Genomic DNA, 25,201 nt, shown 5'->3' with positions numbered 1-25,201 from the left:
CAGGGCTCCTGAGAAAAGGCGATGCCGCTCATCCGCGCTGACGCGGCATGGCGGCGAGAACACGACGGGCACCGGCCTCGGGCGAGGCCAGCAGGGCCGCCTGACCGCCGGCCGCATAAGCGGCGACGGCCTTGAGCAGGGTCGCGAGCTCGCCGGGCGCGGATGCATCGAAGCGGCACCACGCCCCGCCCGTGAGGCCTGCCATTTCGCGGAAGACCCGCTCCACGGAAGCATCCCGCCCCTCCTGGAACACGAACAGGCGCAGCCCCATCAGCCCGAGCCGCCCGGCCGCTTCCAGCAATCCGGCCGCCGGCTCCTCGAGCGCGTCGCCCACGAAAACGGCGGCGCGCAGGCCCGAGCGTCCGGCTTCAGTTTCCAGATGCCGCAGCACGCGGCCGATCTGCGTGCGTCCGCCGGCACAGGAGATGCGACCCATGAGCGTGGCCAGCCGCGCCGCGTCGCTCACGTATCCGGAGGCCCGACACTCGCTGGCGCCCCGATAATAGACAAGCTGCACCTCCAGCCCGCCGAGCCCGGCCGCGACCGAGAACATCTCCGCCTGGAGGCCGCAGGCGAGATCCCAAGTGGGCTGGCGAGAGGCGGTGGCGTCGAGCGCGAAGGCGAGCCTTCCCTGCCCGGCCTGCGGACGCGGCGGCGCGGTCTCCCCGGCCTTGCGCAGGAACGCCTCGATCTCTCCAGGCGCCGACGGTGCGCCGGCCGGAAGGGCAGGATCGTCAGGCATTGTGGGGACGCGGCGGCACGATGGTCATGGCCGCAAAATAGGCGGTGCCCCCGCGATCACCAAGGCCCAGAGGATGCGGCCCTGTGCGCTTTCCTCCAGAGCCCGGGGCCGTTAGGGTCGCGCGCCCCGCCTCGGCGCGGGGCAAGACGAGATTGTGGGGAGACAGAGGATGGCCGAGGCGGGCAAGGCGCCGAAGATCGTCGGTACGGTGGCGGAGCTGCGCAGCGCGGTGGCGGACTATCGCCGCGCGGGCGAGACGCTCGGCTTCGTGCCCACCATGGGCGCCCTGCACGAGGGCCATATTGCGCTGGTGAAACAGGCGCAGACCCTGGCTGACCGGGTGGTGGTGTCCATCTTTGTCAATCCGACCCAGTTCGCCCCCAATGAGGATTTCTCCCGCTATCCGCGCACCTTTGATGCGGATGTGGACAAACTCGCCCAAGCCGGCTGCGACCTCGTCTATGCGCCGGGGCGCGAGGCCATGTATCCGGCGGGCTTCTCCACCGGCATCAGCATCGCAGGGCCGGCGCAGGGGCTGGAGAGCGACTTCCGCCCGCACTTCTTCTCGGGCGTCGCCATCGTGGTGGCGAAGCTGCTGCTCCAGACAGCCGCCGACGTCGCCGTGTTCGGTGAGAAGGATTATCAGCAGTTGCGCGTCGTGACGCAGATGGCGCGGGATCTCGACCTGCCGGTGCGCATCGTGCCGGGTCCGACGGTGCGCGAAAGCGACGGCCTCGCCCTCTCCTCCCGCAACCGCTATCTGACGCCCGAGGAACGGGCGATTGCGCCGATCATCCACCGCGCGCTCACCACGGCTGCCATCGCCATCAAAGCAGGCGCGGTGCCGGATACGGCCGCAGCCGAGGCCGAGGCGACCATCGCCCGAACCGGCCTCAAGGTGGATTACGTGGCCGCGCGCAATGCCGAGACGCTGGCGCCGCTCGCGGTGCCGGGCGAGCCGGTGCGACTGCTGGTGGCGGCGTGGCTCGGCACCACCCGCCTCATCGACAATATCGGCGTCTGAGCAGCGGACACGCTCAGACCGCACCTAGATAAGAGACGGCGAAGCCGATCACCACGAGAGCGATGCCGCAGGCCAGAACCGTGAGCACGCGGCCCGAGCCGATGCCCTGCTTGGCCTGTGCCTGCGGCTTCACCGGCTCGCCGGCAATGCCCGTGCCTTCGCCCGCGTAGAATTCGCGCTCCTCGCGCCGTTCCGTCGGCTCCTGCATGACAGCCTCCTCCTTGGGGTTCTGCCATGCCAACGCGCGGGCGCGCGGTTTGATCCCGGCGCCCGGCGCGGGATGCCGTCTCAGTGCAGGATTTGCGAGAGGAAAAGCCTGGTGCGCTCGTGCTGCGGGTTCGAGAAGAAGGCGTCCGGCTCGTTCATCTCGATGATCTGGCCGGCGTCCATGAAGATCACCCGGTCGGCCACCTGACGCGCGAAGCCCATTTCGTGGGTCACGCACAGCATGGTCATGCCGTCCTCGGCGAGGCTCACCATGGTCTCCAGCACTTCCTTCACCATCTCGGGGTCGAGAGCGGAGGTGGGCTCGTCGAACAGCATGATGCGCGGCTTCATGCACAGCGCGCGGGCGATCGCCACGCGCTGCTGCTGGCCGCCCGAGAGCTGCCCCGGATACTTGTTCGCCTGCTCCGGGATCTTGACCTTCGCCAGGAAGTGCATGGCGAGGTCCTCCGCCTCCTTGCGCGGCATCTTGCGCACCCAGGTCGGGGCGAGGATGCAGTTCTCAAGGATGGTGAGGTGCGGGAACAGGTTGAAGTGCTGGAACACCATGCCCACCTCGCGGCGCACCTCGTCGATGCGCTTGAGGTCGTTGGTCAGCTCGATGCCGTCGACGATGATCTGGCCGCGCTGGTGCTCCTCCAGGCGGTTGATGCAGCGGATCATCGTCGACTTGCCGGAGCCCGAGGGCCCGCAGATCACGATGCGCTCGCCGCGCTTCACGGTGAGGTTGATGTCCCGCAGCACGTGGAACTGGCCATACCATTTGCTGACATTGACGAGTTCGATGGCGATGGCGGGTGCCTTGGCCTCGGTGGCGGCGATGATGGGATCAGCGCTCATGGGGTCTGGCCTCAATGACGATGGTTGCGGTCGAGGCGCTTCTCCAGCGCCAGCGAGTAACGGGACATGCCGAAGCAGAAGATGAAGTAGAACAGGCCGGCAAAGCCGAAGCCCGTGTAGAGGGTCGTGGGCGTCGCCCAGGACGGATCGGTGAAGGCCGCGCGCAGCACGCCGAGCAGGTCGAAGATCGAGACGATCAGCACCAGCGTCGTGTCCTTGAACAGCGCGATGAAGGTGTTGACGATGCCGGGGATGACCAGCTTCAACGCCTGCGGCAGCACCACGAGGCGCATCATCAGCGTGCCCGGCAGGCCGAGCGCCATGGCGCCCTCATACTGGCCCTTGGGGATCGCCTGCAGGCCGCCGCGCACCACCTCCGCCATATAGGCGGACGCAAAGAGCGCGACGCCCACCAGCGCGCGCAGCAGCCCGTCGATGGTGAAGCGGCCGGGCAGGAACAGCGGCAGCATGTAGGTGGCGAAGAACAGCACCGTCACCAGCGGCACGCCGCGCCAGAACTCGATGAAGAGCGTGGACGCGATGTGCATCAGCGGCATCTTGGAGCGCCGGCCCAGCGCCAGCAGGATGCCGAGCGGCAGGGAGGCAATGATGCCGGTGACCGCGATCACCAGGGTCACCATCATGCCGCCCCACTGGCGGGTCTCCACCCATTCGAGGCCGAAGTTGATGTTGACCGCCGCCAGCACCAAGCCGAGCACCGCGAAGACCACGAGCGTGGCCCGGAAGGCGGAGCGGCGCGAGCCCGCAAGCAGCGGCGCGACCGCACCGACGATGGCCGAAACCAGCAGCGCCGAGACCACATAGTCGGGCCAGAAACCGCTGGGCAGGCCGACGGCCTTGCCGATGGCGGTGAACACGCCGCCGAGGCCGACCCAGCTCAGGATGAAGGTGTTCAGCGACAGGTGGCCGCCGGTGAGCAGCACGAAGGCCACTACCGGGAAGACGCCGAAGAACAGCAGCGCGTTGAGCCGCTTGTAGGGCACCTTCTGGAGCAGCAGCGGCACCAGCAGGATGACCGCCAGCGCATAGACGAGGTTCACCCGCCAGCGCTCGGCTTCCGGATAGAAGCCATAGACGATCTGGTTCCACTTGGCGGCGATGAAGGGCCAGCAGGCCCCCACCGGCCGGCCCACCACATCGGGCAGGCAGGCGTTGCGGTTGTCGCCCGTATAGACCGCGTCGATGAGGAAGAAGCGGATGAGCGGGGGCACCGCCAGCCACACCACCCACAGGCCGAAGAGTGTGAGCAGGATCTGGAGCGGCGAGCCGAGCAGGTGCGCGCGCACCCAGGCGACCGGGCCGCGGGCGGAAACCGGCGGCGGCTCGGGGGCCTTCATGGCCGGGGCGACGAAGCCGGAAACCGGCGCGGAAGCGGGAGCATTGGCATCCATGACCGTGGCTCCTCAGCGTTCAATCAGCGCAACGCGCCGGTTGTACCAGTCCATGATCAGCGTCGTGACGACCGAGATCGTCAGATAGACGGCCATGGTGATGGCAATGATTTCGATGGCCTGGCCGGTCTGGTTCAGCGTGGTGCCGGCGAACACGGAGAAGAGGTCCGGGTAGCCCACCGCGACGCCCAGCGTCGAGTTCTTGGTCAGGTTCAGATACTGGCTGGTCAGCTGGGGGATGATGACGCGCATGGCCTGCGGAATGACCACGAGGCGCATGGTCAGCCCGCCCTTGAGGCCCAGCGAGTGGGCCGCTTCCGTCTGTCCCTTCGACACCGCGAGGATGCCGCTGCGCACCGTCTCGGCGATGAAGCCGGCGGTGTAGATGGACAGGGCCAGGAGCAGCGAGACGAGTTCGGGAATGACGCGGAGGCCGCCGGCGAAGTTGAAGCCGCGCAGCTCGGGCTTCTCGAATGTCACCGGAAAGCCCAGCGCCGCGCCGGTGAGGAACGGCAGGCCGATGAGAAGCGCAAGCGACGTCCAGAAGACCGGGAACTGCTGCCCCGTCGCCTCGCGGCGGCGCTTGGCCCAGCGACCGAGCACGAACACCAGCACGAGCGCGACCACGAAGGCCCAGAACACGAACTGCGCGCCCTCGCCGAAGATGGCGCGCGGGATGACGAGGCCGCGGTTGTTGAGGAACACGCCGGGCGAACTAACCCCGCCGGCGAGCGCCTTGAGGCTGGCGCCCACGGAGGCAAGGCCCACCGCGTTCAGGCCGTCACCGAGCACGTTCAGCAGCGGCTGGAGGCCGAAGCCGATGCTCTGGCGCGGCCCCGGCAAGGCGGCAAGCACGGCGATGTACCAGAACATGATCTGGAACAGCGGGGGCAGGTTGCGGGTGATCTCCACATAAGCGGTGGAGAGCCCCTTGATGACGACGTTGTTGGACAGACGCGCCACGCCCATCAGGAAGCCGATGATCGTGGAGAGGATAATTCCGAGGACAGCCACCAGCAGCGTGTTGAGCAGGCCCACCAGGAAGGCGCGGCCGTAGCTGTCGCTTTCCCCATAGGGGATCAGCGTCTGCGTGATGCCGAAGCCGGCGGAATTGTCGAGGAAGCCGAATCCGGAAGCGATGCCCTGGCGGGCAAGGTTGGCTTGCGCATTGGCGATGATCGACCAGGCCATCCAGATCAGGAAGAGGCCGAGCAGCACCTGCAGAACCAGGGATCGGACCTTGGGATCGGTCCACGACCAGCGACGGGTGGGCTCCCCCCCACGCAGGCTAGCGTCTGTCATGTTACCCCTCGAATAAGTGGATCGGACCGCGCCTTCGGCACGTGACCGTCTTTGGATTGCAAACCCTCTCCCGCGGAGGCAGGCCTCCCGGGGACGGGCTCGTGGGTCCTGGGCTCTGATGGCCCTTTGGACCTCCCGTGCGGGTGCACGGATCCGGTGATGTCAAAGAAGAAGCTGCGCGGATCGCGCCCGGCCGGCCGGAATGGCCGGTGCCGGCGGGCTGTCCGGCTGGAAGTGCCGCCGCGATGGACGAGGCCCTCCCTCCCCGTCACGCCGGCTCTGGCATAAGGGCGGTGCCCGGCCTGTCGCCGGGCACCGCGTGCGCGTCAGCGGATGGGCATGCCGTACTGGAGGCCGCCCTTGTTCCAGAGCTTGTTCTCGCCGCGGTCGATGCCGAGCGGCGAGCCGGTGCCGACGTTGCGGTCGAAGATCTCGCCGTAATTGCCCACGGCCTTGATGATGCGGACCACCCAGTCGTTGGTGAGGCCGATGCCCTCGCCGAACTTGCCGTCGGTGCCGAGGAGGCGCTTGATCTCCGGATTGGTGGAGGTCATCGACTGGTCGAGGGTCTTCTGCGAGACGCCGAGTTCCTCGGAATTCAGCAGCGCGTAATAGGTCCACTTCACCAGGTCGAACCACTGGTCGTCGCCGTGGCGCACGAGCGGGCCGAGCGGCTCCTTGGAGATCAGCTCCGGCAGAACCACATGGTCCGCCGCATTCGTGAGCTTGAGCTTGATGGCATAGATCTGCGACTGGTCGGAGGTGAAGCTGTCGCAGCGGCCGGATTCATAAGCCTTCACGGTCTCGTCTTCGGTCGAGAAGGTGATGACTTCATACTTCATGTTGTTGGCACGGAAGAAGTCGCCGAGGTTGAGCTCGGTGGTGGTGCCGGCCTGCACGCAGATGGACGCGCCGTTGAGTTCCTTCGCCGACTTGATGTTCAGCGACTTGCGGACGATGAAGCCCTGGCCGTCATAATACATCACGCCGGCGAAGTTGAAGCCGAGCGTGGTATCGCGGGACATGGTCCAGGTGGTGTTGCGCGACAGCAGGTCGATGGCGCCGGACTGGAGCGCGGTGAAGCGGTCCTTCGCCGAGAGGGGCGTGAAGCGGACCTTGTTGGGATCATTGAAGATGGCGGCCGCGACGGCGCGGCAGAAATCAACGTCCAGGCCCTTCCAATTGCCCTTGTCGTCGGGGCTGGAGAAGCCCGGAAGGCCCTGGCTGACGCCGCAGTTGAGCGCGCCGCGGGCCTTCACGTCATCGAGGGTGCCGGCTTTAGCTGCGCCCGCGGTCAGGGCAAGAACACCTGCCACGGCGATGAGGATGCGTTTCACGGATGGTCCCTTCTCTGATGGCCCCCCTGATGGGGATTATGTTGGCCAACTCGGTCCCCGCCCCGCCAGGACGGAATAGACGCCCGTTTCCCCGGCGTCTATTCACCCCATCTCAAACACTCGCACCGTCTTGGTCAATAGGTGGCGCGACATTGCGCACGGTGCCGTTATAGGCAAATGGGAGAATTTTTCATGAGTCATGCCGGCGACGACGACGCCCTCGCGCCCGGGACCCGTGTGGTCCATCTGGGGCTCGACCCCTTCCGCTTTGACGGCTTCGTCAATCCGCCCGTGGTGCGTGGCTCCACCGTGCTCTCGCCGACCTACAAGGATCTCGTCGGCCATACCGGCCGCTACAGCTACGGCCGGCGCGGCAATCCGACCTCCGAGGCGCTTCAGAATGCCGTGACGGCCCTGGAAGGCGGCGACGGCACCGTGCTCACGCCGTCGGGCCTGTCTGCCATCTCTGTCGCCCTACTCTCGGTGGTTGGGGCCGGCGACCATCTGCTGATGGTGGACACGGCCTACAATCCCACCCGCCAGTTCTGTACCCGCGTACTGAAGCGCATGGGGGTGGAGACCACCTATTACGACCCGCTCGTAGGCGCCGGCATCGCCGACCTCATCCGCCCGAACACCCGCGCCATCTTCCTGGAATCCCCCGGCTCCCAGAGCTTCGAGATGCAGGACATCCCGGCCATCGTGGCGGTGGCGAAGGCCCGCGGCATCACCACCCTCATCGACAACACCTGGGCGACGCCGCTCTTCTTCAAGCCGCACGCCTTCGGCATCGACCTCTCGATCCAGGCCGGCACGAAATATCTGGGCGGCCATGCGGACCTCAACCTCGGCACCGTCTCGGCCAAGGGCGATGCGTGGAAGGGCCTCATCGCCACCCATGGCGACATGGGCATCTGCATCAGCCCGGACGATGCGGCGCTCGGCCTGCGCGGCCTGCGCACGCTCGCCGTCCGCCTCGCCCGGCATCAGGCCTCGGGCCTTGAGGTGGCGCGCTGGCTGGAAGCTTCGCCTTATGTCTCGCGGGTCCTGCATCCGGCGCTGGAGAGCCATCCCGGCCACGCGATCTGGAAGCGGGATTTCACCGGCGCGTGCGGCCTGTTCAGCCTGATCCTGAAGCCGGTGCCCGAGGCGGCGGTGGCCACCTTTTTCGACAGCCTGAAGCTGTTCGGCATGGGCTATTCCTGGGGCGGCTTCGAATGCCTCGCCATCCCCTTCGACTGCTCGAGCTACCGCACCGCCACCACGTGGCAGGCGGAAGGCCCGGCCGTGCGGCTCCACATCGGCCTCGAAGAGCCGGCGGACATCATCGCTGATCTCAAGCAGGCGCTGGAGAAGATGGCCGCCGCCGCGTGATGCCTTGCGCCGCCGTCCGGTCCGGCCGGGCGGCGGCCGCGCTCCGTATCAGGTGGTCGCGCGGTTGGCGCGCCGCTCGCGGATCGCGAACTGCAGGTTGCGGATGTAGATGAAGGTGGAGAGCGCCTGGCCGGCGATGAAGACCGGGTCGCGCCGGTAGATGGCGTAGATCAGCAGCAGCGTCCCGCCACCGAGGGAGAAGGTCCAGAAGGCGAAGGGCAGCACCGAGCGGCCGGCCCGTTCGCTGGCGATCCACTGCACCACGAAGCGGCCGGTGAACATCACCTGCGCCACGAAACCGAGGACCACCCAACCGTCGAATTGGGTCACGAACACGTCGTGCAGATAGTCGCCGACCGACTGCACCAGCTGGACCAGCAGCATCTCGCTCTCACTCCACGACCTGCGGCACCCGCCGCCGTCGGATCAGCCACCAGACACCCAGAAGATCGGCGATGCCGACCCAGAGACGGTTCCAGAAGCCGTAGTTGGACACACCGTGCCACCGGGCCCGATCCACCACCGGCAGCGTGCGGATCTCATATCCCTCGCGCTTCACCAACGCGGGCGTGAAACGGTGGAGCCCGTCGAACATGGGCAGCGCGACATAGATGTGACGGCGCACCACCTTCAGGCCGCATCCCGTATCGCGGGTGTCGTCGTTCAGCAAGGCGCGGCGCACGCGGTTGGCGGTGCGGGACTGGAAGCGCTTGAAGGCCGTATCCTTGCGTCCCTGCCGCTCGCCCTGGACCATGCCGACGCGCGGTCCGCCCTCGTCCAGCACCCGCACCATCTGGGGCAGATAGGTCGGATTGTTCTGGCCGTCGCCGTCCAGCATGATGAGGATGTCGCCCCGCGCGCGGCGCGCGCCGGTATCCATGCCCGCCGACTTTCCACAGGAATTGGCGTGGGTGATGACCCGCATGTAGGGGCGCGTGCGCGCGGCCGCTGCCAGCTCCTGCGGCGTGCTGTCGGTGGAGCCGTCGTTTACGAAGATCAACTCGAACGGCTCCTTGAACGCCGCGTCGATCTCCTCGATCAGCGGCGTGACATTGCCCGCCTCGTTCTTGACGGCGATGACGACGGACAGGCGCGGCGTGCCGGCATCGCCGGCGAGGGTGGAGGTCACGGATCAGGCCTCTTTCGAACCGTTGGTACGGTGGGCGGGAGAAAACAGGGCGAGCAGGCGCCGCATGGACGGGCCGGGCTTCGGGCGGATGGTGCCGTCGGCCGCCACGGCGAAGACGAGGCGGCGGGCCGCGAACACCTTGGCCATGAAGAAGACGAAGGCGGTGGAGAGCGCCGCGCTGGCGAGCACGTCGCTGGGATAGTGCGAGCCCAGCACCACGCGGGAAGTTGCAACCAGAACCGCGAGCCCGATCAGCCACCAGCGGGCCTTCGGGAACAGCAGGGCCAGCGCCACCGCGAAGGAGAAGACCACCGCCGAATGGCCGGAGGGAAAGCTGGCGTAGCTGGCCTTCAGGCGGAAGAACTCGAAGGTGAGGTGGGGGTGCGGGCCCGGCAGCGTCATGGCGAGGCTAGGCCGCGCCCGGCCAAGGGCATATTTCACCACCAGCACGAACAGCGAGACGCCGGTGACGCTCAGGATGAGGAAGCCCAGCCGGGCCACCACCGCGGCGGCCACCCGCCGGTAGAGCGGATCGAACCGGCGCAGGGTGGCGAGCAGCACCAGGAAGGCGACACCGAGCGGAATGAGCACCACCGAGCCGAGGCCGAGGTCCGTGACGCGCTCGAACACGCGCACGAGTTCCAGAGGCAGGCGGGCGCGCAGGCCGAGCACCAGTGGGTCGACGAGAACCATTGTCCCCGCGACGACGCCGCAGGCCAGCAGGAACAGGCAGAGCAGTTCCACCGTCTGGTCCATGGGCACGCGGGGCAGCGGCGTGCGCACCTTGCGGGTGCGCAGCATCTGCCATGCCGCGCCGACGCCGTGGAGCGTCGCGCGCACCTCCTCCTGCCAGTGCGAAGGCTGCGGGGGCGTCGCGGCCGTCTCGCTCACGGGGTGCGCTCCGGTGCCCGGAAGACGGAAATCTCCTGCATCCGCCCGCCGTTATAGGCAAAGCCGTCGACCCGCTCGAGCAGCTTCGGTTCGACGCCAATGGCCTTCGACCGTGCCTCGAAGAAGGGCAGCATGGGCTTGCCGATGAAGGCGAGCGCGCAGCCGCCTTCCTTCATCAGGTCGGCCGCGCCATCCGGTCCGGTGAAGCGGATATTGGTGCCGGCGAGGAAGGCGAGGCTCGGCTCCTGATAGGGCACGGTAGCGATACGGTCCGCCGGGCAGCCGCTGTCGCGGGCGATGGCGGCGAGGCGCTCGGAGATCCACACGCCGCGCAGTTGCGGCATCAGCCCCTGGAAGACGCCGATGTAGAGTGCCAGCGCGCCGGCGACCGCGATGAGGAAGGCCGGCTGCGGACCCGCCTCCGGCAGAACGCGGGCGGCGAAGACCAGCAGAACGAGGGCCAGCGCCATGAAGGGCCATGCCAGCAGCGCCAGCCCCTGCCCAAGCATGACGAAGCCGAACACCAGCGCGCCCACCAGCAGGGTGCCCATGACCGGCCACAGCCACACGAGCGGCGCGAGGCGCCGCCCGGCCGAGAGGCTGCCGCGCTCGAAGGCAAGGGCCGTCAGGATGGCGAGGGCCGGATAGAGCGGCAGCACATAGTGCGGCAACTTGGTGGCGGTGATCTCGAACACGATCCAGGTCGGCACGATCCAGGCCAGCAGGAAGCGCACTGCCCGCTCGCGGCGCATCCGCCACGCGAAGGGCAGCGCCATCACCGCCAGAACGATGGACGGCCAGAAGGTGCCCCAGATGGCCAGAAGATAGGTGCCGGGCGGGGCCCAGTGGCCTTCCTGCCCTTCAGTCACCTTGCCGAGCATGTCGACGCCCACGGCGAGCTTATAGAATTGGCCGTTGGTGACGTAATAGATGGCCACGAACCACGGCAGCACCAGCAGCAGGCACCACAGGATGCCGGGCAGCGGCCGCAAACGGGTGAAGATCCGGCCCGAGCGCTCCATGATGGCGAGCACGACGATGGGCAGGCCCACGAAGAGCGGCGCCATCGGCCCCTTGATGAGGATGCCGCCGGCAAGGCCGGTCCAGAAGATCGCGGACAGGCCAAACGACACACGCTTCACGTCGGGGGCCGCCATCCACGAGCGGGCCAGCACGCCCATGGAGGCGAGCACGGTGAAGAGCAGCACCGCATCGGTCTTGGCGAGACGCGCCTCGATGCCCAGCAGCACGCAGCCAGCCATCATCAGCCCGGCGAGCAGCGCTCCGCGCCGGCCCACAAAGGCGAGCGCCGTCCAGTAGGTGAGCAGCACCGCGCCGATGGCGCCGAGCAGCGAGGGGATGCGGTAGAAGACGATGGTAGTGCGGGCCGAGGGGCCGACGAGAGCCTCGCCGACGGAGACGCTGGCCACCTGCAGCCAGTGGATGCCGACCGGCTTCTTGTAGCGGACATCCTCCTTGAAGCGGATGTCCACGTAATTGCCGCTCTCCAGCATCTGCTTGCTGGCCTGCGCAAAGCGCGCCTCGTCCCGGTCAATGGGCGAGATGGAGGCAAGGCCGGGCAGGAAGGCCACGAGGGCCACGATGAGAAGCAGCGCGCAGGCGCGCACATGGCTGCCGGCGGCGGCATCAAAGCCGCGGGACAGCCGATGCGCCAATTCCAATGCCAAAGGCCGGCGCGTCGTGGACGCCGGTGCGGTGATAGCCATGCGTGATGCGGACCCAGGTCGAATTCGGCGCGGACAATAGCAGAAACGCCGGGCCGGCAAAGGCCGTGCAAAGGTGGCGCAAAGATGGCCCCCGCAAGGCCGGATGGCCGCAGGTGATGCAGGAGCCTGCCCCACCGGTATGGGAGGAAGGGCGCGAGCAGGCCGTGCCGAACGCCGGCGCCGGGAGCAGCAGACCGCGCGGACCTTGCCGCCCCTAGAGCACGCGCCGATCAGATTGCATCGCCATCTGATCGGATCACGCGTTCTCTTTCTTGAGGTGAGAGGGCGATACACCGAGCGGATTGATTCAATCCGCTCGGATCGCGCTCTAGTGCTCGCGCTTGGGGCGAGGCCGCCCGAAGGCGAGGCACCGGGCATTGCTGCCGGCGATCGCCGCGCGGATCTGCGGATCGGGGAGGAGATCGTCGAGGGCCGCCACCTGCTCGGCAAGGCCGTGGCCCCGCCGTTCCGAATCCCGCCCGCTGGCCCAGACGAGACGCTCCGGCCCCGCCACTTCCAGCAACCGGTCCACCAGCCGGCCGAGCCCCTGCGCCCGGAGCAGCACCGGCACGAAGCCGATCCAGAGGTGCTCGTCCGCGGCATGACGCTCCAGCACGCGGAAGGCGCCCCACGCCCGGCACAGATGATCGGCGGTGCGGGGAAGAGCGAGCCGCACCGGCACCCCCTGCCCCAGCACCACCGGCAGCAGCGCGTCCCAACTTTCGGGCGGCACGTCGAGATGGAGGTGCAGGCCGTGGGCCGCCAGCGGCCGCAGCATGGCGCCCCACCAGGCGACATCGAGCGACGGAGCCCCGGCGAAGGAGAACCCCACCAGCCCGTGGGCCATCAGCCGGGGAACATCGGCGACGACGCGCCGCACGGGCAGCGGCAGCACGGCACGCAGGCGCTGCGGCGCATGGGCGGCGATGTCCATGAGCAGATGGCCGTCGGCGGGCCGCTCACACTGGAGCACGGCGCCGGCGAGGCCATCCTGATCGAGGCCCGCGAGCAGGGTCCCGGCCGCGGCGACCATGCGGGGGTCCACCATACCGGCGGCCGGCGGGCGCCAGTCCGCCAGATCGGGCGCCGTCGACCCGTCGGACGCGGACCGGGTGCCCGGCGCGGGACCTGCCGTCCGCCCAGTCGCAAGGCGTCGCGGCAGCACGAGCCCGGCGTCCACGTAATCGGACACCGTCTCCCCGCTCTCCCGCACGCCGGTCTCCGGCGCATCGACGCGGCCAAGATCTCTGGAACGCATTTACCCTCCCCGGCCGCGAGACCTGCGACTCGGTTACGAGGGTAAGGTAACGACTCGGGGCGGTAATATGGAAGGTCGCGCGCCGGACTTGTGCTACCGCTTTGGAGGCATAGGGGCGGAGTTTTCCGCCATGCCGGCACTCACTTCGTCAGGATCAGCTTGTTCTGCGAGGTCAGGCGCAGCTGATAGGTCTGCGAACCGTGCGTGATCGTCAGCACCCGGGACGCCGCGAAGAGGTCACGGCTGTCCATCTTTTCATCCATCACGGGAATGGCTCGGATGCGGTCTTCAGGCTGCCAAGCCGTGCGGCCATGGTCATGCTTGGTCATTTGAATGACTCCAAACTAATGCCATTCGAATTGGACGCAAGAGCAAGTCTTGCGCTACTTTAGAGCGATTCAATATTTCGCTCAGCTGCGTGAATTCCAGTTAATACACGCCAATGGCCAAATCAATGCGCCAGCAGGTAGAACTGTTCTATAGAAGCAGGAAGCCCGCCCCGACATACCGTCGGGACGGGCCTCAAGCACATCCGCGATTGGAAACTGGAACCGCGCCTATTCCGCGGGCATAGGCTGCTCGTGCGGCACGGCGGGCGTCTCGTCGCCGGAGATCTTGCGCGTCACCCAGCCGTCGAACCGGTCGAGATAGAGATAGATGACCGGCGTGATGTAGAGGGTGAGGAGTTGCGACAGCAGCAGGCCGCCCACCACGGCGACGCCCAGCGGCTGGCGCAGTTCCGAGCCGGCGCCGGCACCAAGCGCGATGGGCAGCACGCCGAAGATGGCGGCCAGCGTCGTCATCATGATGGGGCGGAAGCGCAGCAGGGCCGCCTCGCGGATGGCGTCGAGGGCGCCGACACCCTGCCGCCGCCGCTCCAGCGCCACGTCGATCATCATGATCGCGTTCTTCTTCACGATGCCCACCAGCATCACGATGCCGATGATGGCGATCACCGACAGTTCGATGTCGAAGATCATCAGCGTCACCAGCGCACCGATGCCGGCCGACGGCAGGCCCGAGAGGATGGTGAGCGGGTGGACGAAGCTCTCATAGAGCACGCCCAGCACGATATAGATCACCACCACGGCGGCGAGGATGAGCAGGGCCTGGTTGCCCAGCGCATCCTGGAACACCTGCGCCGTGCCCTGGAAGCCGGTGGAGACGGAGGCCGGCAGGCCGGCGTCCCGCTCCGCCTGCCCGATCTGCTCCACCGCCTGCCCCAGCGAGGTGCCGGGCGCGAGGTTGAAGGAGATGGTCACCGCCGGCTGCTGCTGCTGATGGGCGATCTGGAGCGGCCCCACGGTGCGGCGGATGGTGGCCACGGTCTCCAGCGGCACGACGGTTCCGCTGGTGGTGCGCAGATAGACCCGGCTGAGGTCGGAGGCCTCGCGCTGGTAGCGGGACTGCGCCTCGGCGATGATCGCGTACTGGTTGGTGCTGGTATAGAGCGTCGCCACCTGCCGGGTGCCGAACTGGGTGTAGAGGGCGTTGCGGATCTGCTCTTCCGTGATGCCCAGCGCCGCCGCCCGGTCCTTGTTCACGTCGATGGTGAGCTGCGGGTTGGTGATCTGGAGGTCCGAGGTCACGTCGCGCAGGCCGGGCAGTTCGGCGAGGCGCCGCTCCAGCGCCGGGGCGGCGGCATAGAGCGCGGCCGTGTCGGAGCTTTGCAGCGTGTACTGATACTGGCTCTTGGAGTTGATGCCGCCGATGTTGATGTTCTGCACCGGCTGATAGAACACGTTCACCCCCGGCACCTGCGCGGTGCGGCGGCGCAGGTCCTGGATCACCTGGAAGGCGGAGAGCTTGCGCTCGCCCTTGGGCTTCAGCGCGATGAACATGCGCCCCGTATTGGTGGTGCGGCTCACGCCGGTCGCGCCGGCGGTGGAGACCAGATAGGCGACGTTGGGGTCTTCCCGCACCACGGCGGCGACCTTCTTCTGCCGCTCCACCATAGCCTCGAACGAGGTGTCGGTGGCGGCCTCCACCGTGGCGGTGATGAAGCCGTTGTCCTCCACGGGGAAGAAGCCCTTGGGAATGACCACATAAAGCGCCGCCGAGATACCGATGGTGGCGAACGTCACCAGCAGCATGAAGAAGCGGTGCCGCAGCACGAAGTCGAGGCTGTGGCGATAGCCGGCAAGCCAGGCGTCGAACATGCGCTCGGTGAGGCGATAGAAGAGGTTCGGCGTCTTGTGGTGGTCCGGCGCCTTCAGCACGCGGGCGCAGAGCATGGGCGTCAGCGTCAGCGAGACGAAGCCGGAAATCAGGATGGCGATCGAGATGGTGACCGCGAACTCGCGGAACACGCGCCCCACAACGCCGCCCATGAACAGCACGGGGATGAACACCGCCACCAGCGACAGCGTCATGGAGATGATGGTGAAGCCGATCTCCCGCGAGCCTCGGATGGCGGCGGCGAAGGGCTTCTCACCCTCCTCGATGTGCCGGTAGATGTTCTCCAGCACCACGATGGCATCGTCCACCACGAAGCCGACGCACAGGGTGAGCGCCAGCAGCGTCATGTTGTTGATGGAGAAGTTCAGCGCCCACATGACGCCGAAGGTGGCGATGATGGAGATGGGCAGGGCCAGCGAGGGGATGATGGTGGCCCGCACGTTGCGCAGGAAGAGGAAGATCACCAGCACCACGAGGACGATGGCCTCGAACAGTGTCTTCTGCACATCGTGCACCGCCTCGCGGATGGAGACGGAGCGGTCGTTGAGGACGTCGATCTCCACCGAGGCCGGCACCTGCGAGCGATACTGGCCGAGATGGCTGCGCACCTCGTCCACCACCGCCACCGTATTGGCGTCGGGCTGGCGCACCACGGCGAGCACGATGGCGCGCTGGTCATTGAACCAGGAGGCGACGCGCTCGTTCTCCACGCCGTCGGAAATGGTGGCGATCTCGTCGAGGCGGACCGGCGCGCCATTGCGGAAAGCGATGACCAGCTTGCGGTATTCGCCCGCATCCGCCTTGGCGGCGCCCATGTCGATGGTCAGCGCCTGCTTCGGCCCGGAGAGCAGGCCGATGGGCGTGTTGGAGGCGCGCGCCTCGATGGCGTTCTGGATGTCGGAGGCGGAAATGCCGCGCGCGGCAGCTGCGGCGGGATCGACGCGGATGCGCACGGCATATTTCTGCGTGCCGTAGATCTGCACCTGCGCCACGCCGGGCAGTTGCGAGATCTGCTGGCCGATCACCGTGTCCGCATATTCGTTCACCGCCGAAAGCGGCAGCGTGGCCGAGGAGACCGCCAGCAGGATCACCGGCGCATCGGCCGGGTTGACCTTTCGGAAGCTCGGCGGGGTCGTCATCTCGTCCGGCAGTTGGCGCTGGGCGACGGAGAGGGCCGACTGCACGTCAAGGGCCGCATCGTCTATGTTGCGCGACAGGTCGAACTGGATGGTGATCGAGGTCGAACCCTGCGTGCTCGTGGAGGTGAGCGAGGTGATGCCCGAGATGGTGGAGAGCTGGCGCTCGATGGGTGTCGCCACGGCGGTGGCCATGGTGTCGGGGCTGGCGCCCGGCAACGTCGCGGTGATGCTGATGGTCGGGAAGTCCACGCGCGGCAGGGCCGCCACGGGCAGCAGGCGATAGGCGAAAAGGCCGCCGATGATGAGGGACAGCATCATCAGCGTCGTCATCACCGGGCGTCGGATGCACAGCTCCGAGAACATGGCTCAGGCTCCCGGCGCGGGCGTCGAGGCGGCGGCGCCTTTCACGCTGACGCGGCTGCCCTCACGCAGCGAGAGCTGGCCGTCCGTCACCACGACCTCGCCGCCCTTGAGGCCGGCGGTGATGACCGCATAGCCATCCACCGTGCGGGCCATGGTCACCGGGCGCACGTGGGCAGTGTCATTTTCCACCACGAAGACGAAGGTGCCGCTCTGGCCGCTCTGCACCGCCTCCGCCGGAACGGAGACGACGCCGCTCTCCATGCGCAGCGTGACCGACACGGCACCGAGGGTGCCGGGCCACAGGCGCTCGTCCGCATTCTCGAACACGGCCCGCACCATCAGCGTGCCGGTCTGCGGATCGACCGTATTGTCGATCACCGAGATGCGGCCATCGCCCACCACATCCTTGCTGCCCTGAAGCGCGATCTCGACCTTTGCGTCGTTCTGGGCCGCGCGGATGTCGCGCAGATAGTGCTCCGGCACGCCGAAGGCGACATAGATGGGCTTGATCTGGCGCACGGTGGCGAGCGTGTCGTCCACCCGGATCACCGCGCCGGGCCGCACGGCGGAGACGCCGAGGCGGCCGGAGACGGGCGAGCGGATATCGTAATGGCTGCGTTGCACCTCCAGCGCCTTCAGGTTCGCCTCGTCCTGATCGACGGTCGCCTTCTGGGCGTCGGCCGTGGTGCGGGCGTCGTCCAGCGTCACCTGCGAGACCGTGTTGCGCGCGGCAAGGCCCGAATAGCGCTCCATGTCGCGCAGGGCCTTCTCAAGCTGGGTCTTGTCCTTGGCGAGGGTGGCGCGGGCCTGAAGGATCTGCGCATCCACCTCGCGCGGATCGAGCTGGAAGAGGAGATCGCCCTTGTTGACGACGGCGCCGTCCTCGAAGGCGACACTGGTGACCTGGCTGGCGACGCGGGAGCGGATGGTCACCGTAACCTGAGGCTCCACCGTACCGAGGGCCTCGATGCGCACCGGCATGGGCCTGTCCTGCGCGGTGGCGACGACAACAGCGACCCGCCGCTCCGGCTGGCTCTGCGCCTTGGCCGTACCACCGCCCTTGCCGATGAGCCCCTGCGACCACGCCCAGCCGGCCCCGCCTGCCGCAACGAGGCAGAGAAACAGAAAATAGAAACGCCAGCGTCCCGTCCGCTTCGCCCCGCCCATGCACCACCTCACAGGGAGGACGGTCCCTCTTGGACCGCCACTCGTACGCTCCAGAATTTAGAGAGGCTACACTCTGCCAAATAGTACCGCGACTGGTTTGTATCGCGTGCACTTCATTCTGGAACGAAAAATGCCAGCCTCACCTAACGTTATCGCGAGGCGGCAAGCAACCTGGAGCAAAAGCGGAACAAACTACCTACCTTCCGTTGCGCAGCGCCCCGGCGAGGCGCTCCAGCGCGGCGTCGAGCGTGGCATCGCGCTTGGCGAAGCAGAAGCGCACCACCGAGCGCACCGCGTCCTGCGCATAGAAGGCGGAGACGGGAATGGCCGCCACGCCGTGGGTCTTCACAAGATCGAGGCAGAAGGCCTCGTCGTCCAGCGTCGGGTCGATGGCCGCGAGGTCCACGGAAAGGAAATAGGTGCCAGCGCTCGGCAGCACCGGGAAGCCGAGGTCGGACAGGCCCTTGGCCAGCCGGTCGCGGGAGCGCTGGAGGTCGGCGCGCATGTCCTCGAAATAGGCGTCTTCCTTGCCGAGGCCATAGGCAACCGCCGCCTGAAGGTTCGGCGGGGTGGTGAAGGTGAGGAACTGGTGCGCCTTGCCGAGCACCCGCATCAGCTCGGGCTGGGCGAAGACGAGGCCCACCTTCCAGCCGGTCATGCCGAAGATCTTGCCGGCGGACGAAATCTTGACCGTACGCTCGCGCATGCCGGGGATCGCCATCATGGGCAGATGCCGGCGGCCGTCGAAGATCACGTGCTCCCACACCTCGTCGCACACCGCGATGACGTCGAAGCGGGTGCAGAAATCGGCGATGAGCTGCATTTCCTCACGGGAATGCACGACGCCGGTGGGGTTCTGCGGATTGTTGAACAGCACCACCTTGGTGCGGGGCGAGAAGGCCGCCTCCAGCTTCTCGGCGGTGATGCGCCAGGAGGGCGGCTCCAGCCGCACCAGCCGGGGAATGCCGCCCGCCCGCTGCACGAGAGGCAGATAGGCGTCATAGAGCGGCTGGAACAGCACCACCTCGTCGCCCGGCTCGATCAGCGAGAACAGCGCACCCGCCAGCGCCTCGGTGGCGCCCGAGGTGACCATCACCTCGCTCTCGGGATCGAGGTCGAGGCCCTGCCAATGCCTGTAGTGCACCGCCGCCGCCTGCCGGAGATCGGCCAGGCCCATCATGGGCGGATACTGGTTCCAGCCATCGACCACGGCGTCCGCCGCCTTCTGGCGCACATCCAGCGGGCCCGGATCATCGGGAAAGCCCTGTCCGAGGTTCACGGCCTGATGGCTGCGGGCCAGACCCGACATCACCTCGAAGATGGTGGTGGGCAAGGCGGAATAGATGGCATTGAGGCGGCTGACGGCGGGCACGAGCGGACGCGGGGCGAGGGAGACGGACATGGCGCTCTTCGGCAGTTCTTCCGGCGCCCCCTGCCGAGCGGCATCCGCTGTCCGGCCTGAGCGTCGCAATGGAGTGAGCCGGCAAACGCCGGCCGTTGTCCGTGCTCTAGATCAACTCGGCCGCGACGGGAAGCGCCGGATTGTCCGCCGGGCCGCCTTGCGATCGCCCCTCGGCTCGGACAATCTGGCAGCAGAGCGGCGGGAGGCCCGGCCATGTTCAGCCATATCACCGTCGGGGTCACGGACCTCGCCCGTGCGGGACGCTTCTATGATGCGCTGCTGGCGCCCCTCGGCTTCAGCCAGCGCAAAACCGAGCCCGATGGTGGACCGGAGGCTCTGTGCTGGATCGGGGCGAGCCGCCTGCCCGAATTCTTCGCCCATCGTCCGTTCAACGGCGCGCCGGCACAGGCCGGCAACGGCAACATGGTCGCCTTCCTTGCCCCGGACCCGGGGGCCGTCGATGCGGCCTATGTGGCAGGCATGGCGGCGGGTGGCACGGACGAAGGCCCGCCCGGTCCCCGGCCCCATTATGGCGCCGGCTATTACGGCGCCTATCTGCGCGATCCGGACGGCAACAAGGTGCATGTGGTGCACCGGGGTGATGTGACGCCCTGAGCCCTAGGTGCCGGTGCGGGCGAGCTCGGAGAGCGGCTTGAGGGCGGCGAGGAGGTCTTCCTCGGTCACGCGGGCGACGGGCATGAGCACCTTGGCGGCCTGAGTCGGCTGGCCCGGGCGCATCACCAGCACCACCGTCTCGGCGCCGCCGCAGGCCGGGTCGCCGCACGCGATCTCGCTGACGGAGACGGTGGCCTCCTCCTCCAGATCCAGCAGGCGGCGCGTCATGTCCGCGAGGGCGCGCGTGGCGTCGCGGCGCTCGGAGGACGCGGTCTGACCCGGGCGCATGAACAGGCGCACCATCTCACTTCCCTTTCAAGCCGGCGTGGCACCGGCGCACACGCGCCATAGGGCCCACTGAAAACGTCAACATGGCGGCAGCCCCGCTCACGGTCCCGGGCTTGCGCCTTCTTCGGCCGTCGCGGCGCGGCGGCGGATCTGGCGGCGCACGCGCGTCAGCAGGCTGTCGCCCTCCTCGCCGAGCGTCTCGAAGCGCAGGGCGGCCTGGGTGACGCGGCCTTCCTCCACCTCCAGCGCCTCCATGGCCGCATTGCCCAGCGGAAAACGCATGCCCGGCAAGGGACGCTCGTCGGAGCGGTCGGCAAAAGTGTCGGCGATGCTCACGGCGCGCTCGTCCTGCGGAACGGAGAGGCCGTAGAGATCGGCCACGTCCCCCACCATCACCTCGCCGGAGAAGGGAAAGCCAGCCACGGTCTCGCTCGGCACCCGCTCCTCCGGCATGAACAAGGGGTCGAGCCTGTGCACCCTGCGCGGCGGGGCGAGAATATAGGCATAGTCGCCGCTCTTCAGCACACCCGCCTCCTGCGGCGAGAGCACCTGGCCGCGCCGGACCACGAAGACGAGCCGGGCCCAGAGCGGCAGCAGGCCGGAGGAGATGGCCAGCGTATCGCCAGTCACCGGATAGGCGACCAGTTCGTGCTCGCTCTGGCCCGGCAGGTCGATCTCGAACCGCTTGGCCTCGCGCGCCGGCTCCGCCAGCGCCACGTCGAGCCGGCGGGCGGCGAAGACAAGGCTCCAGCCGTGCAGGATCAGCGAGACCAGGACCACCACGAAGGCCACGTTGAAATAGGCCTCCGCATTGGGAAGCTGCGCCAGCATGGGAATGGTGGCGAGGAAGATGGACACCGCCCCGCGCAGACCAGCCCAGGAGATGAAGGCCTTCTCCCGCCAGTTGAAGCGGAAGGGCCACAGACAGAGGAAGACCGCCACCGGCCGGCCCACCAGCACGAGGAAGGCCGCAATCAGCAGCGCCGGGGGCAGATATTGCACCATCCGTGAGGGTGAGAGCAGCAGCCCCAGCATCACGAACATCACGATCTGGCAGAGCCAGGTCACCGTGTCATGGAAACTGGTGATGGAGGCGATGGCCCGCACGGGTCGGTTGCCCAGCACGAGACCCGCCAGATAGACGGCGAGGAAGCCGGACCCGTGCAGCATGGCGGTCGCCGCATAGATCAGCACCGCAGCCGCCACCACGAGCGCGGGATGCAGGCCGCCCGGCAGGTCCAGCCGGTTCAGCACGAAGGCGAGACCGAAGCCGCCTGCAACGCCCAGCGCCGCGCCGAGCACCATCTGCTGGACGAGACCGACGGTCAGGGCCCAGCCGGGATTGCCGGCGCCGGATGCCAGAAGCTCCACCAGCGTGACGGTGAGGAAGACCGCCGCCGGATCATTGGTGGCCGATTCGATCTCGATCACCGCCCCCACCCGGCGACCGAGGCGCAGGCCTTGCGCCCGCACGAGAAACAGTACGGCTGCGGCATCCGTGGAGGCGACGATGGCGCCCACCAGCAGGCTTTCCAGCGGCGGCAGACCGAGCAGAGGCAAGGCGGCGAGCGCCACGAGCCCGGCGGTCAGCATCACGCCGACCGTGGAGAGGATGACCGCCGGCACCACGGCGCCCCGCATGGTGGACGCGCGCATCCGGAGGCCACCGTCGAACAGGATCACGGCCAGGGCCGCCGAGCCCACCATGTAGGTGGCCCAGTAGTCAGAGAAGTGTATCTGTCCCGGCCCGGCCTCGCCGGCCAGAATTCCGAGCAACAGGAAGACGAGAAGGATGGGCGCGCCGAAGCGGGCTGCCAGGAGGCTTGAAACGGTACCGAGCAGTACCAGAGCCGACCCTACCAGCAGCACCAGATCGGAGAGGAAAACAGTACCCATCCTTTCCCTTCCAACGTCTGCACTGATCCGTTTTGACACTGTTTCCCAGTAGCCGGATCGGACCTTGCCAGCTATGATTCCTGACAACTGGTTCATCTAGACCGTTCGGGGGAACGGGAAGAGCCAGTCGGGGAACGCTACCATGCAACTCGGCCAAGAGGCGTATGCCTATCTTGTCAAAGCTTACCTGAGGACGTCATCCGGCACCCTCATGGCCGAGCCGGACACCATCTGCTTCGATCTCGACCTCGCGCTCGAGATCGCGGACAACGACCAGCATTATGCGGCCGGCCTTGCCATCTACGCACTCGATGAAGATGGCGACCTGCTCGCGGATTTTCCCTTGGTGAGCCACGGGATGGCTATACCCGCACCCATCCTGTCGGCCCCGGTGGCCTTCTCGAACGCAGTTGCGGCCTGAAGACCACTCAGTAAACGGCGTAAAAAACGGCTGGCTCCCGGGGGGTGCCAGCCGTTTTTATTTTGACCTTCAATGGGTTGCGGACGCCTCCGTCAGGCCTGCCCGGCCGGCGCGGGATCAAGCAGCGGCCCCGTGGCGTCGGCGGGTCGATGCGACAGCAGGCGGTCGAAATAGGCGATGGTCGCCTTCAGCCCCTGCTCCAGCTGCACCGTCGGCCCCCAGCCGAGCGTGTCCCGCGCCCGCGAAATGTCGGGCTGGCGCTGCTTGGGATCGTCCTGCGGCAGGGGCTTCTCGATGATACGCGAACGCGAGCTGGTGAGCGCGATCACCTGCTCGGCGAGCTGACGGATGGTGAATTCCGCCGGATTGCCGATGTTGATGGGACCGATCACGTCCTTCGGGCTCTCCATCATGGCGATGAGGCCGCGCACCAGATCGTCGACGTAGCAGAAGGAGCGAGTCTGGGAGCCGTCGCCGAAGACGGTAATATCCTCCCCGCGCAACGCCTGGACGATGAAGTTCGAGACCACACGCCCGTCGTTCGGGTGCATCCGCGGCCCATACGTATTGAAAATACGTACCACTTTGATGGCGATCTGGTGCTGCCGGTAATAGTCGAAGAACAGCGTCTCCGCGCAGCGCTTGCCCTCGTCATAGCAGGAGCGCGGGCCGATCGGGTTCACGTTACCCCAGTAGCCCTCCGGCTGGGGATGCACTTCCGGATCGCCATAGACCTCGGAGGTGGAGGCCTGAAGCACCGGCACCCGCAGGCGCTTGGCAAGGCCCAGCGCATTGATGGCACCGATGACGCTGGTCTTCACCGTCTGCACCGGATCGAACTGGTAATGCACCGGCGAGGCGGGACAGGCGAGATTGTAGATCTCGTCCACCTCGATATAGAGCGGGAAGGTGATGTCGTGGCGCATGAGCTCGAAGCGCGGATTGCCGAGCAGATGCTGCACGTTCACCCGGGCGCCGGTGTAGAAATTGTCGATGCACAGCACCTCGTGCCCGCGCCCCAGCAGGGCCTCGCACAGATGCGATCCGACAAAGCCCGCGCCCCCCGTCACCGCGATGCGCTTCGGCAGCAGGCCGTTCGGATTGATGTTGACCATGGTCTCTTTCTTCGCGCTCGGTCCCGCCGGCCCCGCCGGCAGACATGACACCCCGGCGTGGCTTCAGAGCCTACGCAGAGAAGGTTTGACCGATCCGCGTGCGGCGCAGGCGGATCGGAACGTGCTCTAGCAAGAATCACAGCCGGCTGTCAGGCCCCATGCGACGAAGCCCCACGGCACCGGGGTCCGGTTGTGCGGTCAGTCCTTCGTCTCGGGCCGGTTGGCGTAGCTGGCATTGCCGAGACCGGTGCCGATGGTGAGGACGGCCCAGTTGGGCACCTCCGTCATCCAGGGCCGCTGGCTCAGCCCCTGCACGACGGCATCGTTGTGCATCACCACAAGCGTATCGTGCCCGTCGATGGTCGGAATGGCCGAGCGGATGCGTTCGGGCAGCAGGAAATGCTCGCTGTCCCATTTGCCCGGCAGGTTCTGGGCGCCGCGGCGGATGCTGCCGTCCGCCTCGATGATGCCGGGGCAGGCAATGCCGATGAAGGGCGCCACGGACAGCTTCTCCGACTCCGCCTTCTTCACCAGCCCCTGGATCATCTCCACCAGCCGGTCCACGGCAGCCTCTCGCCCCAGCCGGGTTTCGTCCGCATGGCGCCAGAGATCCAAGCGGCAGACGTCCGCCTTCTTCAGCAGCGGGTCCTTCTTCACATTGTGCCGGACGATGCCGGCGCGGATGTTCGACCCGCCGATGTCCACGGCGACGATACCGTCATAGCCGGAGAAAATCCAGGACGGGGCCAGATGCAGGCAGCCGATGAGGCCACCCTCGTCGGGATGATGGCGCAGCGTCTCCAGCGTCACCTTGATATCGTCAGCCCGCAGCAGGGCGGCCGTGCGCGCGACGGCGAGTTCCCCCACCCGCGCCTCGATCAGCCCGCCACCGACGACGATGTGCGAGACCTCCCGCCAGCTTTTCTGGGAGAGGAAACGCCCCGCCACATGGGCGAGGTTGCGGGCGAAATCCTCGATGGCGCCCTGCACCACGACCGCAGCGTCAGCGTCGCCCTCGGCGAGGAACTTGTCGAGCTTCTTCTTGCTGATGTGGGCGTCGAGGTCCTCGTCGAACGGATCCTTGCCCATTTCGCGCAGGGTGCGCCGCCAGTCGCGGACGAAGGACCGGAAGGCGGTGCCCGAGGCACGGTCGCCCAGAAAGCCGTCCTTGTCCTTCACTTCCAGATTATAGCTGGTGACAGTAATGCCCGGCAGGTCGGCGGCCCCGTGCACACCGATGGCAGCGGGGGTCTCAGCAGTCTCTTTGGCAGGGGCCGGCATGGGCGCTCTCGTCGCTCGGGGTTGATCCCCCCTTCAACGCGGCAGATGCCCTTCCGGTTGCCAAGCTGCCGCTCG

The 25,201-nt window shown here is 67.4% G+C and carries 23 protein-coding genes; 4 read left to right on the top strand and 19 right to left on the bottom strand.

Translation table 11 applies throughout. The features are described 5' to 3' along the window. Window positions 1-28: 28 nt before the first annotated feature. The gene (locus tag DFO45_RS11665; RefSeq protein ID WP_133865006.1) at window positions 29-742 is read right to left on the bottom strand and encodes a VWA domain-containing protein; all 714 of its coding nucleotides are present in this window, start codon (window positions 740-742) and stop codon (window positions 29-31) included. Window positions 743-911: 169 nt separating this feature from the next. On the opposite strand from DFO45_RS11665, the gene panC reads away from it, so the two are divergent. Then, on the top strand, window positions 912-1,766 hold the full coding sequence (gene panC / locus DFO45_RS11660; RefSeq protein WP_133865005.1) for a pantoate--beta-alanine ligase: 855 nt from the start codon (window positions 912-914) through the stop codon (window positions 1,764-1,766). 13 nt (window positions 1,767-1,779) lie between these two features. Here the strand turns inward: panC and DFO45_RS11655 are convergent, their stop codons facing one another. The 5 genes from DFO45_RS11655 to DFO45_RS11635 form a co-directional block, all read right to left on the bottom strand. Next, window positions 1,780-1,974, bottom strand: coding sequence for a hypothetical protein (locus tag DFO45_RS11655; protein ID WP_043879084.1), 195 nt, complete (start codon window positions 1,972-1,974; stop codon window positions 1,780-1,782). Between the two features lie 80 nt (window positions 1,975-2,054). Next, window positions 2,055-2,831 carry an amino acid ABC transporter ATP-binding protein gene (locus DFO45_RS11650; protein ID WP_043879083.1) on the bottom strand — a complete coding sequence of 259 codons (777 nt, stop codon included), beginning with the start codon at window positions 2,829-2,831 and terminating at the stop codon, window positions 2,055-2,057. An 11-nt stretch (window positions 2,832-2,842) separates the two neighbouring features. Beyond that, window positions 2,843-4,243, bottom strand: a complete 1,401-nt coding sequence (locus DFO45_RS11645; protein WP_245518040.1) for an amino acid ABC transporter permease — start codon at window positions 4,241-4,243, stop codon at window positions 2,843-2,845. A gap of 12 nt (window positions 4,244-4,255) precedes the next feature. After that, a complete protein-coding gene (locus DFO45_RS11640) occupies window positions 4,256-5,545 on the bottom strand; it encodes an amino acid ABC transporter permease (RefSeq protein ID WP_133865004.1) in 1,290 nt (429 codons plus the stop codon). A 326-nt stretch (window positions 5,546-5,871) separates the two neighbouring features. After that, on the bottom strand, window positions 5,872-6,882 hold the full coding sequence (locus DFO45_RS11635; RefSeq protein ID WP_012170113.1) for an amino acid ABC transporter substrate-binding protein: 1,011 nt from the start codon (window positions 6,880-6,882) through the stop codon (window positions 5,872-5,874). Window positions 6,883-7,074: 192 nt separating this feature from the next. Here DFO45_RS11635 and metC point away from each other — a divergent pair, with 192 nt between their 5' ends. Beyond that, window positions 7,075-8,256, top strand: a complete 1,182-nt coding sequence (gene metC / locus DFO45_RS11630; protein ID WP_133865003.1) for a cystathionine beta-lyase — start codon at window positions 7,075-7,077, stop codon at window positions 8,254-8,256. Window positions 8,257-8,304: 48 nt separating this feature from the next. Here the strand turns inward: metC and DFO45_RS11625 are convergent, their stop codons facing one another. The 9 genes from DFO45_RS11625 to DFO45_RS11585 form a co-directional block, all read right to left on the bottom strand. After that, window positions 8,305-8,640, bottom strand: coding sequence for a lipid-A-disaccharide synthase N-terminal domain-containing protein (locus tag DFO45_RS11625; RefSeq protein WP_012170111.1), 336 nt, complete (start codon window positions 8,638-8,640; stop codon window positions 8,305-8,307). Window positions 8,641-8,647: 7 nt separating this feature from the next. After that, entirely contained in the window at window positions 8,648-9,385 is a 738-nt protein-coding gene (locus tag DFO45_RS11620) for a glycosyltransferase (protein ID WP_133865002.1), read from the bottom strand. A 3-nt stretch (window positions 9,386-9,388) separates the two neighbouring features. Continuing rightward, window positions 9,389-10,276 carry a phosphatase PAP2 family protein gene (locus DFO45_RS11615; RefSeq protein WP_133865001.1) on the bottom strand — a complete coding sequence of 296 codons (888 nt, stop codon included), beginning with the start codon at window positions 10,274-10,276 and terminating at the stop codon, window positions 9,389-9,391. Next, the gene (locus tag DFO45_RS11610; protein WP_245518039.1) at window positions 10,273-11,952 is read right to left on the bottom strand and encodes a glycosyltransferase family 39 protein; all 1,680 of its coding nucleotides are present in this window, start codon (window positions 11,950-11,952) and stop codon (window positions 10,273-10,275) included. Before DFO45_RS11610 ends, DFO45_RS11615 begins: the two co-directional genes overlap by 4 nt. Window positions 11,953-12,331: 379 nt before the next feature. After that, window positions 12,332-13,261 carry a hypothetical protein gene (locus DFO45_RS11605; RefSeq protein ID WP_133864999.1) on the bottom strand — a complete coding sequence of 310 codons (930 nt, stop codon included), beginning with the start codon at window positions 13,259-13,261 and terminating at the stop codon, window positions 12,332-12,334. A gap of 140 nt (window positions 13,262-13,401) precedes the next feature. After that, window positions 13,402-13,590 (bottom strand): hemin uptake protein HemP, encoded by a 189-nt coding sequence (locus tag DFO45_RS11600; protein WP_012170106.1) that lies wholly within the window; start codon window positions 13,588-13,590, stop codon window positions 13,402-13,404. Window positions 13,591-13,818: 228 nt separating this feature from the next. Then, window positions 13,819-16,941, bottom strand: coding sequence for an efflux RND transporter permease subunit (locus DFO45_RS11595; protein WP_133864998.1), 3,123 nt, complete (start codon window positions 16,939-16,941; stop codon window positions 13,819-13,821). 3 nt (window positions 16,942-16,944) lie between these two features. After that, window positions 16,945-18,108 carry an efflux RND transporter periplasmic adaptor subunit gene (locus DFO45_RS11590; RefSeq protein WP_133864997.1) on the bottom strand — a complete coding sequence of 388 codons (1,164 nt, stop codon included), beginning with the start codon at window positions 18,106-18,108 and terminating at the stop codon, window positions 16,945-16,947. Between the two features lie 196 nt (window positions 18,109-18,304). Then, a complete protein-coding gene (locus tag DFO45_RS11585; protein ID WP_133864996.1) occupies window positions 18,305-19,510 on the bottom strand; it encodes an aminotransferase in 1,206 nt (401 codons plus the stop codon). Between the two features lie 213 nt (window positions 19,511-19,723). On the opposite strand from DFO45_RS11585, the gene DFO45_RS11580 reads away from it, so the two are divergent. Then, window positions 19,724-20,125: a VOC family protein gene (locus DFO45_RS11580; RefSeq protein ID WP_133864995.1), complete on the top strand. Its 402-nt coding sequence runs from the start codon at window positions 19,724-19,726 to the stop codon at window positions 20,123-20,125. 3 nt (window positions 20,126-20,128) lie between these two features. On the opposite strand, the gene DFO45_RS11575 is transcribed toward DFO45_RS11580, so the two are convergent. Then, window positions 20,129-20,428, bottom strand: a complete 300-nt coding sequence (locus DFO45_RS11575) for a hypothetical protein (protein ID WP_166657107.1) — start codon at window positions 20,426-20,428, stop codon at window positions 20,129-20,131. An 84-nt stretch (window positions 20,429-20,512) separates the two neighbouring features. Next, on the bottom strand, window positions 20,513-22,309 hold the full coding sequence (locus DFO45_RS11570) for a potassium/proton antiporter (RefSeq protein WP_012170100.1): 1,797 nt from the start codon (window positions 22,307-22,309) through the stop codon (window positions 20,513-20,515). A 142-nt stretch (window positions 22,310-22,451) separates the two neighbouring features. On the opposite strand from DFO45_RS11570, the gene DFO45_RS11565 reads away from it, so the two are divergent. Further along, window positions 22,452-22,730, top strand: a complete 279-nt coding sequence (locus DFO45_RS11565; RefSeq protein ID WP_043879079.1) for a hypothetical protein — start codon at window positions 22,452-22,454, stop codon at window positions 22,728-22,730. A 92-nt stretch (window positions 22,731-22,822) separates the two neighbouring features. On the opposite strand, the gene DFO45_RS11560 is transcribed toward DFO45_RS11565, so the two are convergent. Both DFO45_RS11560 and DFO45_RS11555 read right to left on the bottom strand, forming a co-directional pair. Next, entirely contained in the window at window positions 22,823-23,845 is a 1,023-nt protein-coding gene (locus tag DFO45_RS11560) for a UDP-glucuronic acid decarboxylase family protein (RefSeq protein WP_133864994.1), read from the bottom strand. Window positions 23,846-24,043: 198 nt separating this feature from the next. After that, window positions 24,044-25,126 (bottom strand): ROK family protein, encoded by a 1,083-nt coding sequence (locus DFO45_RS11555; protein ID WP_133864993.1) that lies wholly within the window; start codon window positions 25,124-25,126, stop codon window positions 24,044-24,046. Window positions 25,127-25,201: the final 75 nt, after the last annotated feature.

It is taken from the genome of Azorhizobium sp. AG788 (assembly GCF_004364705.1).
Classification (GTDB): domain Bacteria; phylum Pseudomonadota; class Alphaproteobacteria; order Rhizobiales; family Xanthobacteraceae; genus Azorhizobium; species Azorhizobium caulinodans.
This window is presented reverse-complemented; position numbering and strand designations above follow the sequence as displayed.

Coding starts and splice junctions, on each gene's coding strand:
- DFO45_RS11625 (WP_012170111.1), bottom strand. CDS start 8,640: ATGCTGCTGGTCCAGCTGGTGCAGTCGGTCGGCGACTATCTGCACGAC.
- DFO45_RS11655 (WP_043879084.1), bottom strand. CDS start 1,974: ATGCAGGAGCCGACGGAACGGCGCGAGGAGCGCGAATTCTACGCGGGC.
- DFO45_RS11645 (WP_245518040.1), bottom strand. CDS start 4,243: ATGGATGCCAATGCTCCCGCTTCCGCGCCGGTTTCCGGCTTCGTCGCC.
- DFO45_RS11650 (WP_043879083.1), bottom strand. CDS start 2,831: ATGAGCGCTGATCCCATCATCGCCGCCACCGAGGCCAAGGCACCCGCC.
- metC (WP_133865003.1), top strand. CDS start 7,075: ATGAGTCATGCCGGCGACGACGACGCCCTCGCGCCCGGGACCCGTGTG.
- DFO45_RS11665 (WP_133865006.1), bottom strand. CDS start 742: ATGCCTGACGATCCTGCCCTTCCGGCCGGCGCACCGTCGGCGCCTGGA.
- DFO45_RS11565 (WP_043879079.1), top strand. CDS start 22,452: ATGCAACTCGGCCAAGAGGCGTATGCCTATCTTGTCAAAGCTTACCTG.
- DFO45_RS11595 (WP_133864998.1), bottom strand. CDS start 16,941: ATGTTCTCGGAGCTGTGCATCCGACGCCCGGTGATGACGACGCTGATG.
- DFO45_RS11560 (WP_133864994.1), bottom strand. CDS start 23,845: ATGGTCAACATCAATCCGAACGGCCTGCTGCCGAAGCGCATCGCGGTG.
- DFO45_RS11570 (WP_012170100.1), bottom strand. CDS start 22,309: ATGGGTACTGTTTTCCTCTCCGATCTGGTGCTGCTGGTAGGGTCGGCT.
- DFO45_RS11555 (WP_133864993.1), bottom strand. CDS start 25,126: ATGCCGGCCCCTGCCAAAGAGACTGCTGAGACCCCCGCTGCCATCGGT.
- DFO45_RS11605 (WP_133864999.1), bottom strand. CDS start 13,261: ATGCGTTCCAGAGATCTTGGCCGCGTCGATGCGCCGGAGACCGGCGTG.
- DFO45_RS11585 (WP_133864996.1), bottom strand. CDS start 19,510: ATGTCCGTCTCCCTCGCCCCGCGTCCGCTCGTGCCCGCCGTCAGCCGC.
- DFO45_RS11590 (WP_133864997.1), bottom strand. CDS start 18,108: ATGGGCGGGGCGAAGCGGACGGGACGCTGGCGTTTCTATTTTCTGTTT.
- DFO45_RS11640 (WP_133865004.1), bottom strand. CDS start 5,545: ATGACAGACGCTAGCCTGCGTGGGGGGGAGCCCACCCGTCGCTGGTCG.
- panC (WP_133865005.1), top strand. CDS start 912: ATGGCCGAGGCGGGCAAGGCGCCGAAGATCGTCGGTACGGTGGCGGAG.
- DFO45_RS11600 (WP_012170106.1), bottom strand. CDS start 13,590: ATGACCAAGCATGACCATGGCCGCACGGCTTGGCAGCCTGAAGACCGC.
- DFO45_RS11575 (WP_166657107.1), bottom strand. CDS start 20,428: ATGGTGCGCCTGTTCATGCGCCCGGGTCAGACCGCGTCCTCCGAGCGC.
- DFO45_RS11580 (WP_133864995.1), top strand. CDS start 19,724: ATGTTCAGCCATATCACCGTCGGGGTCACGGACCTCGCCCGTGCGGGA.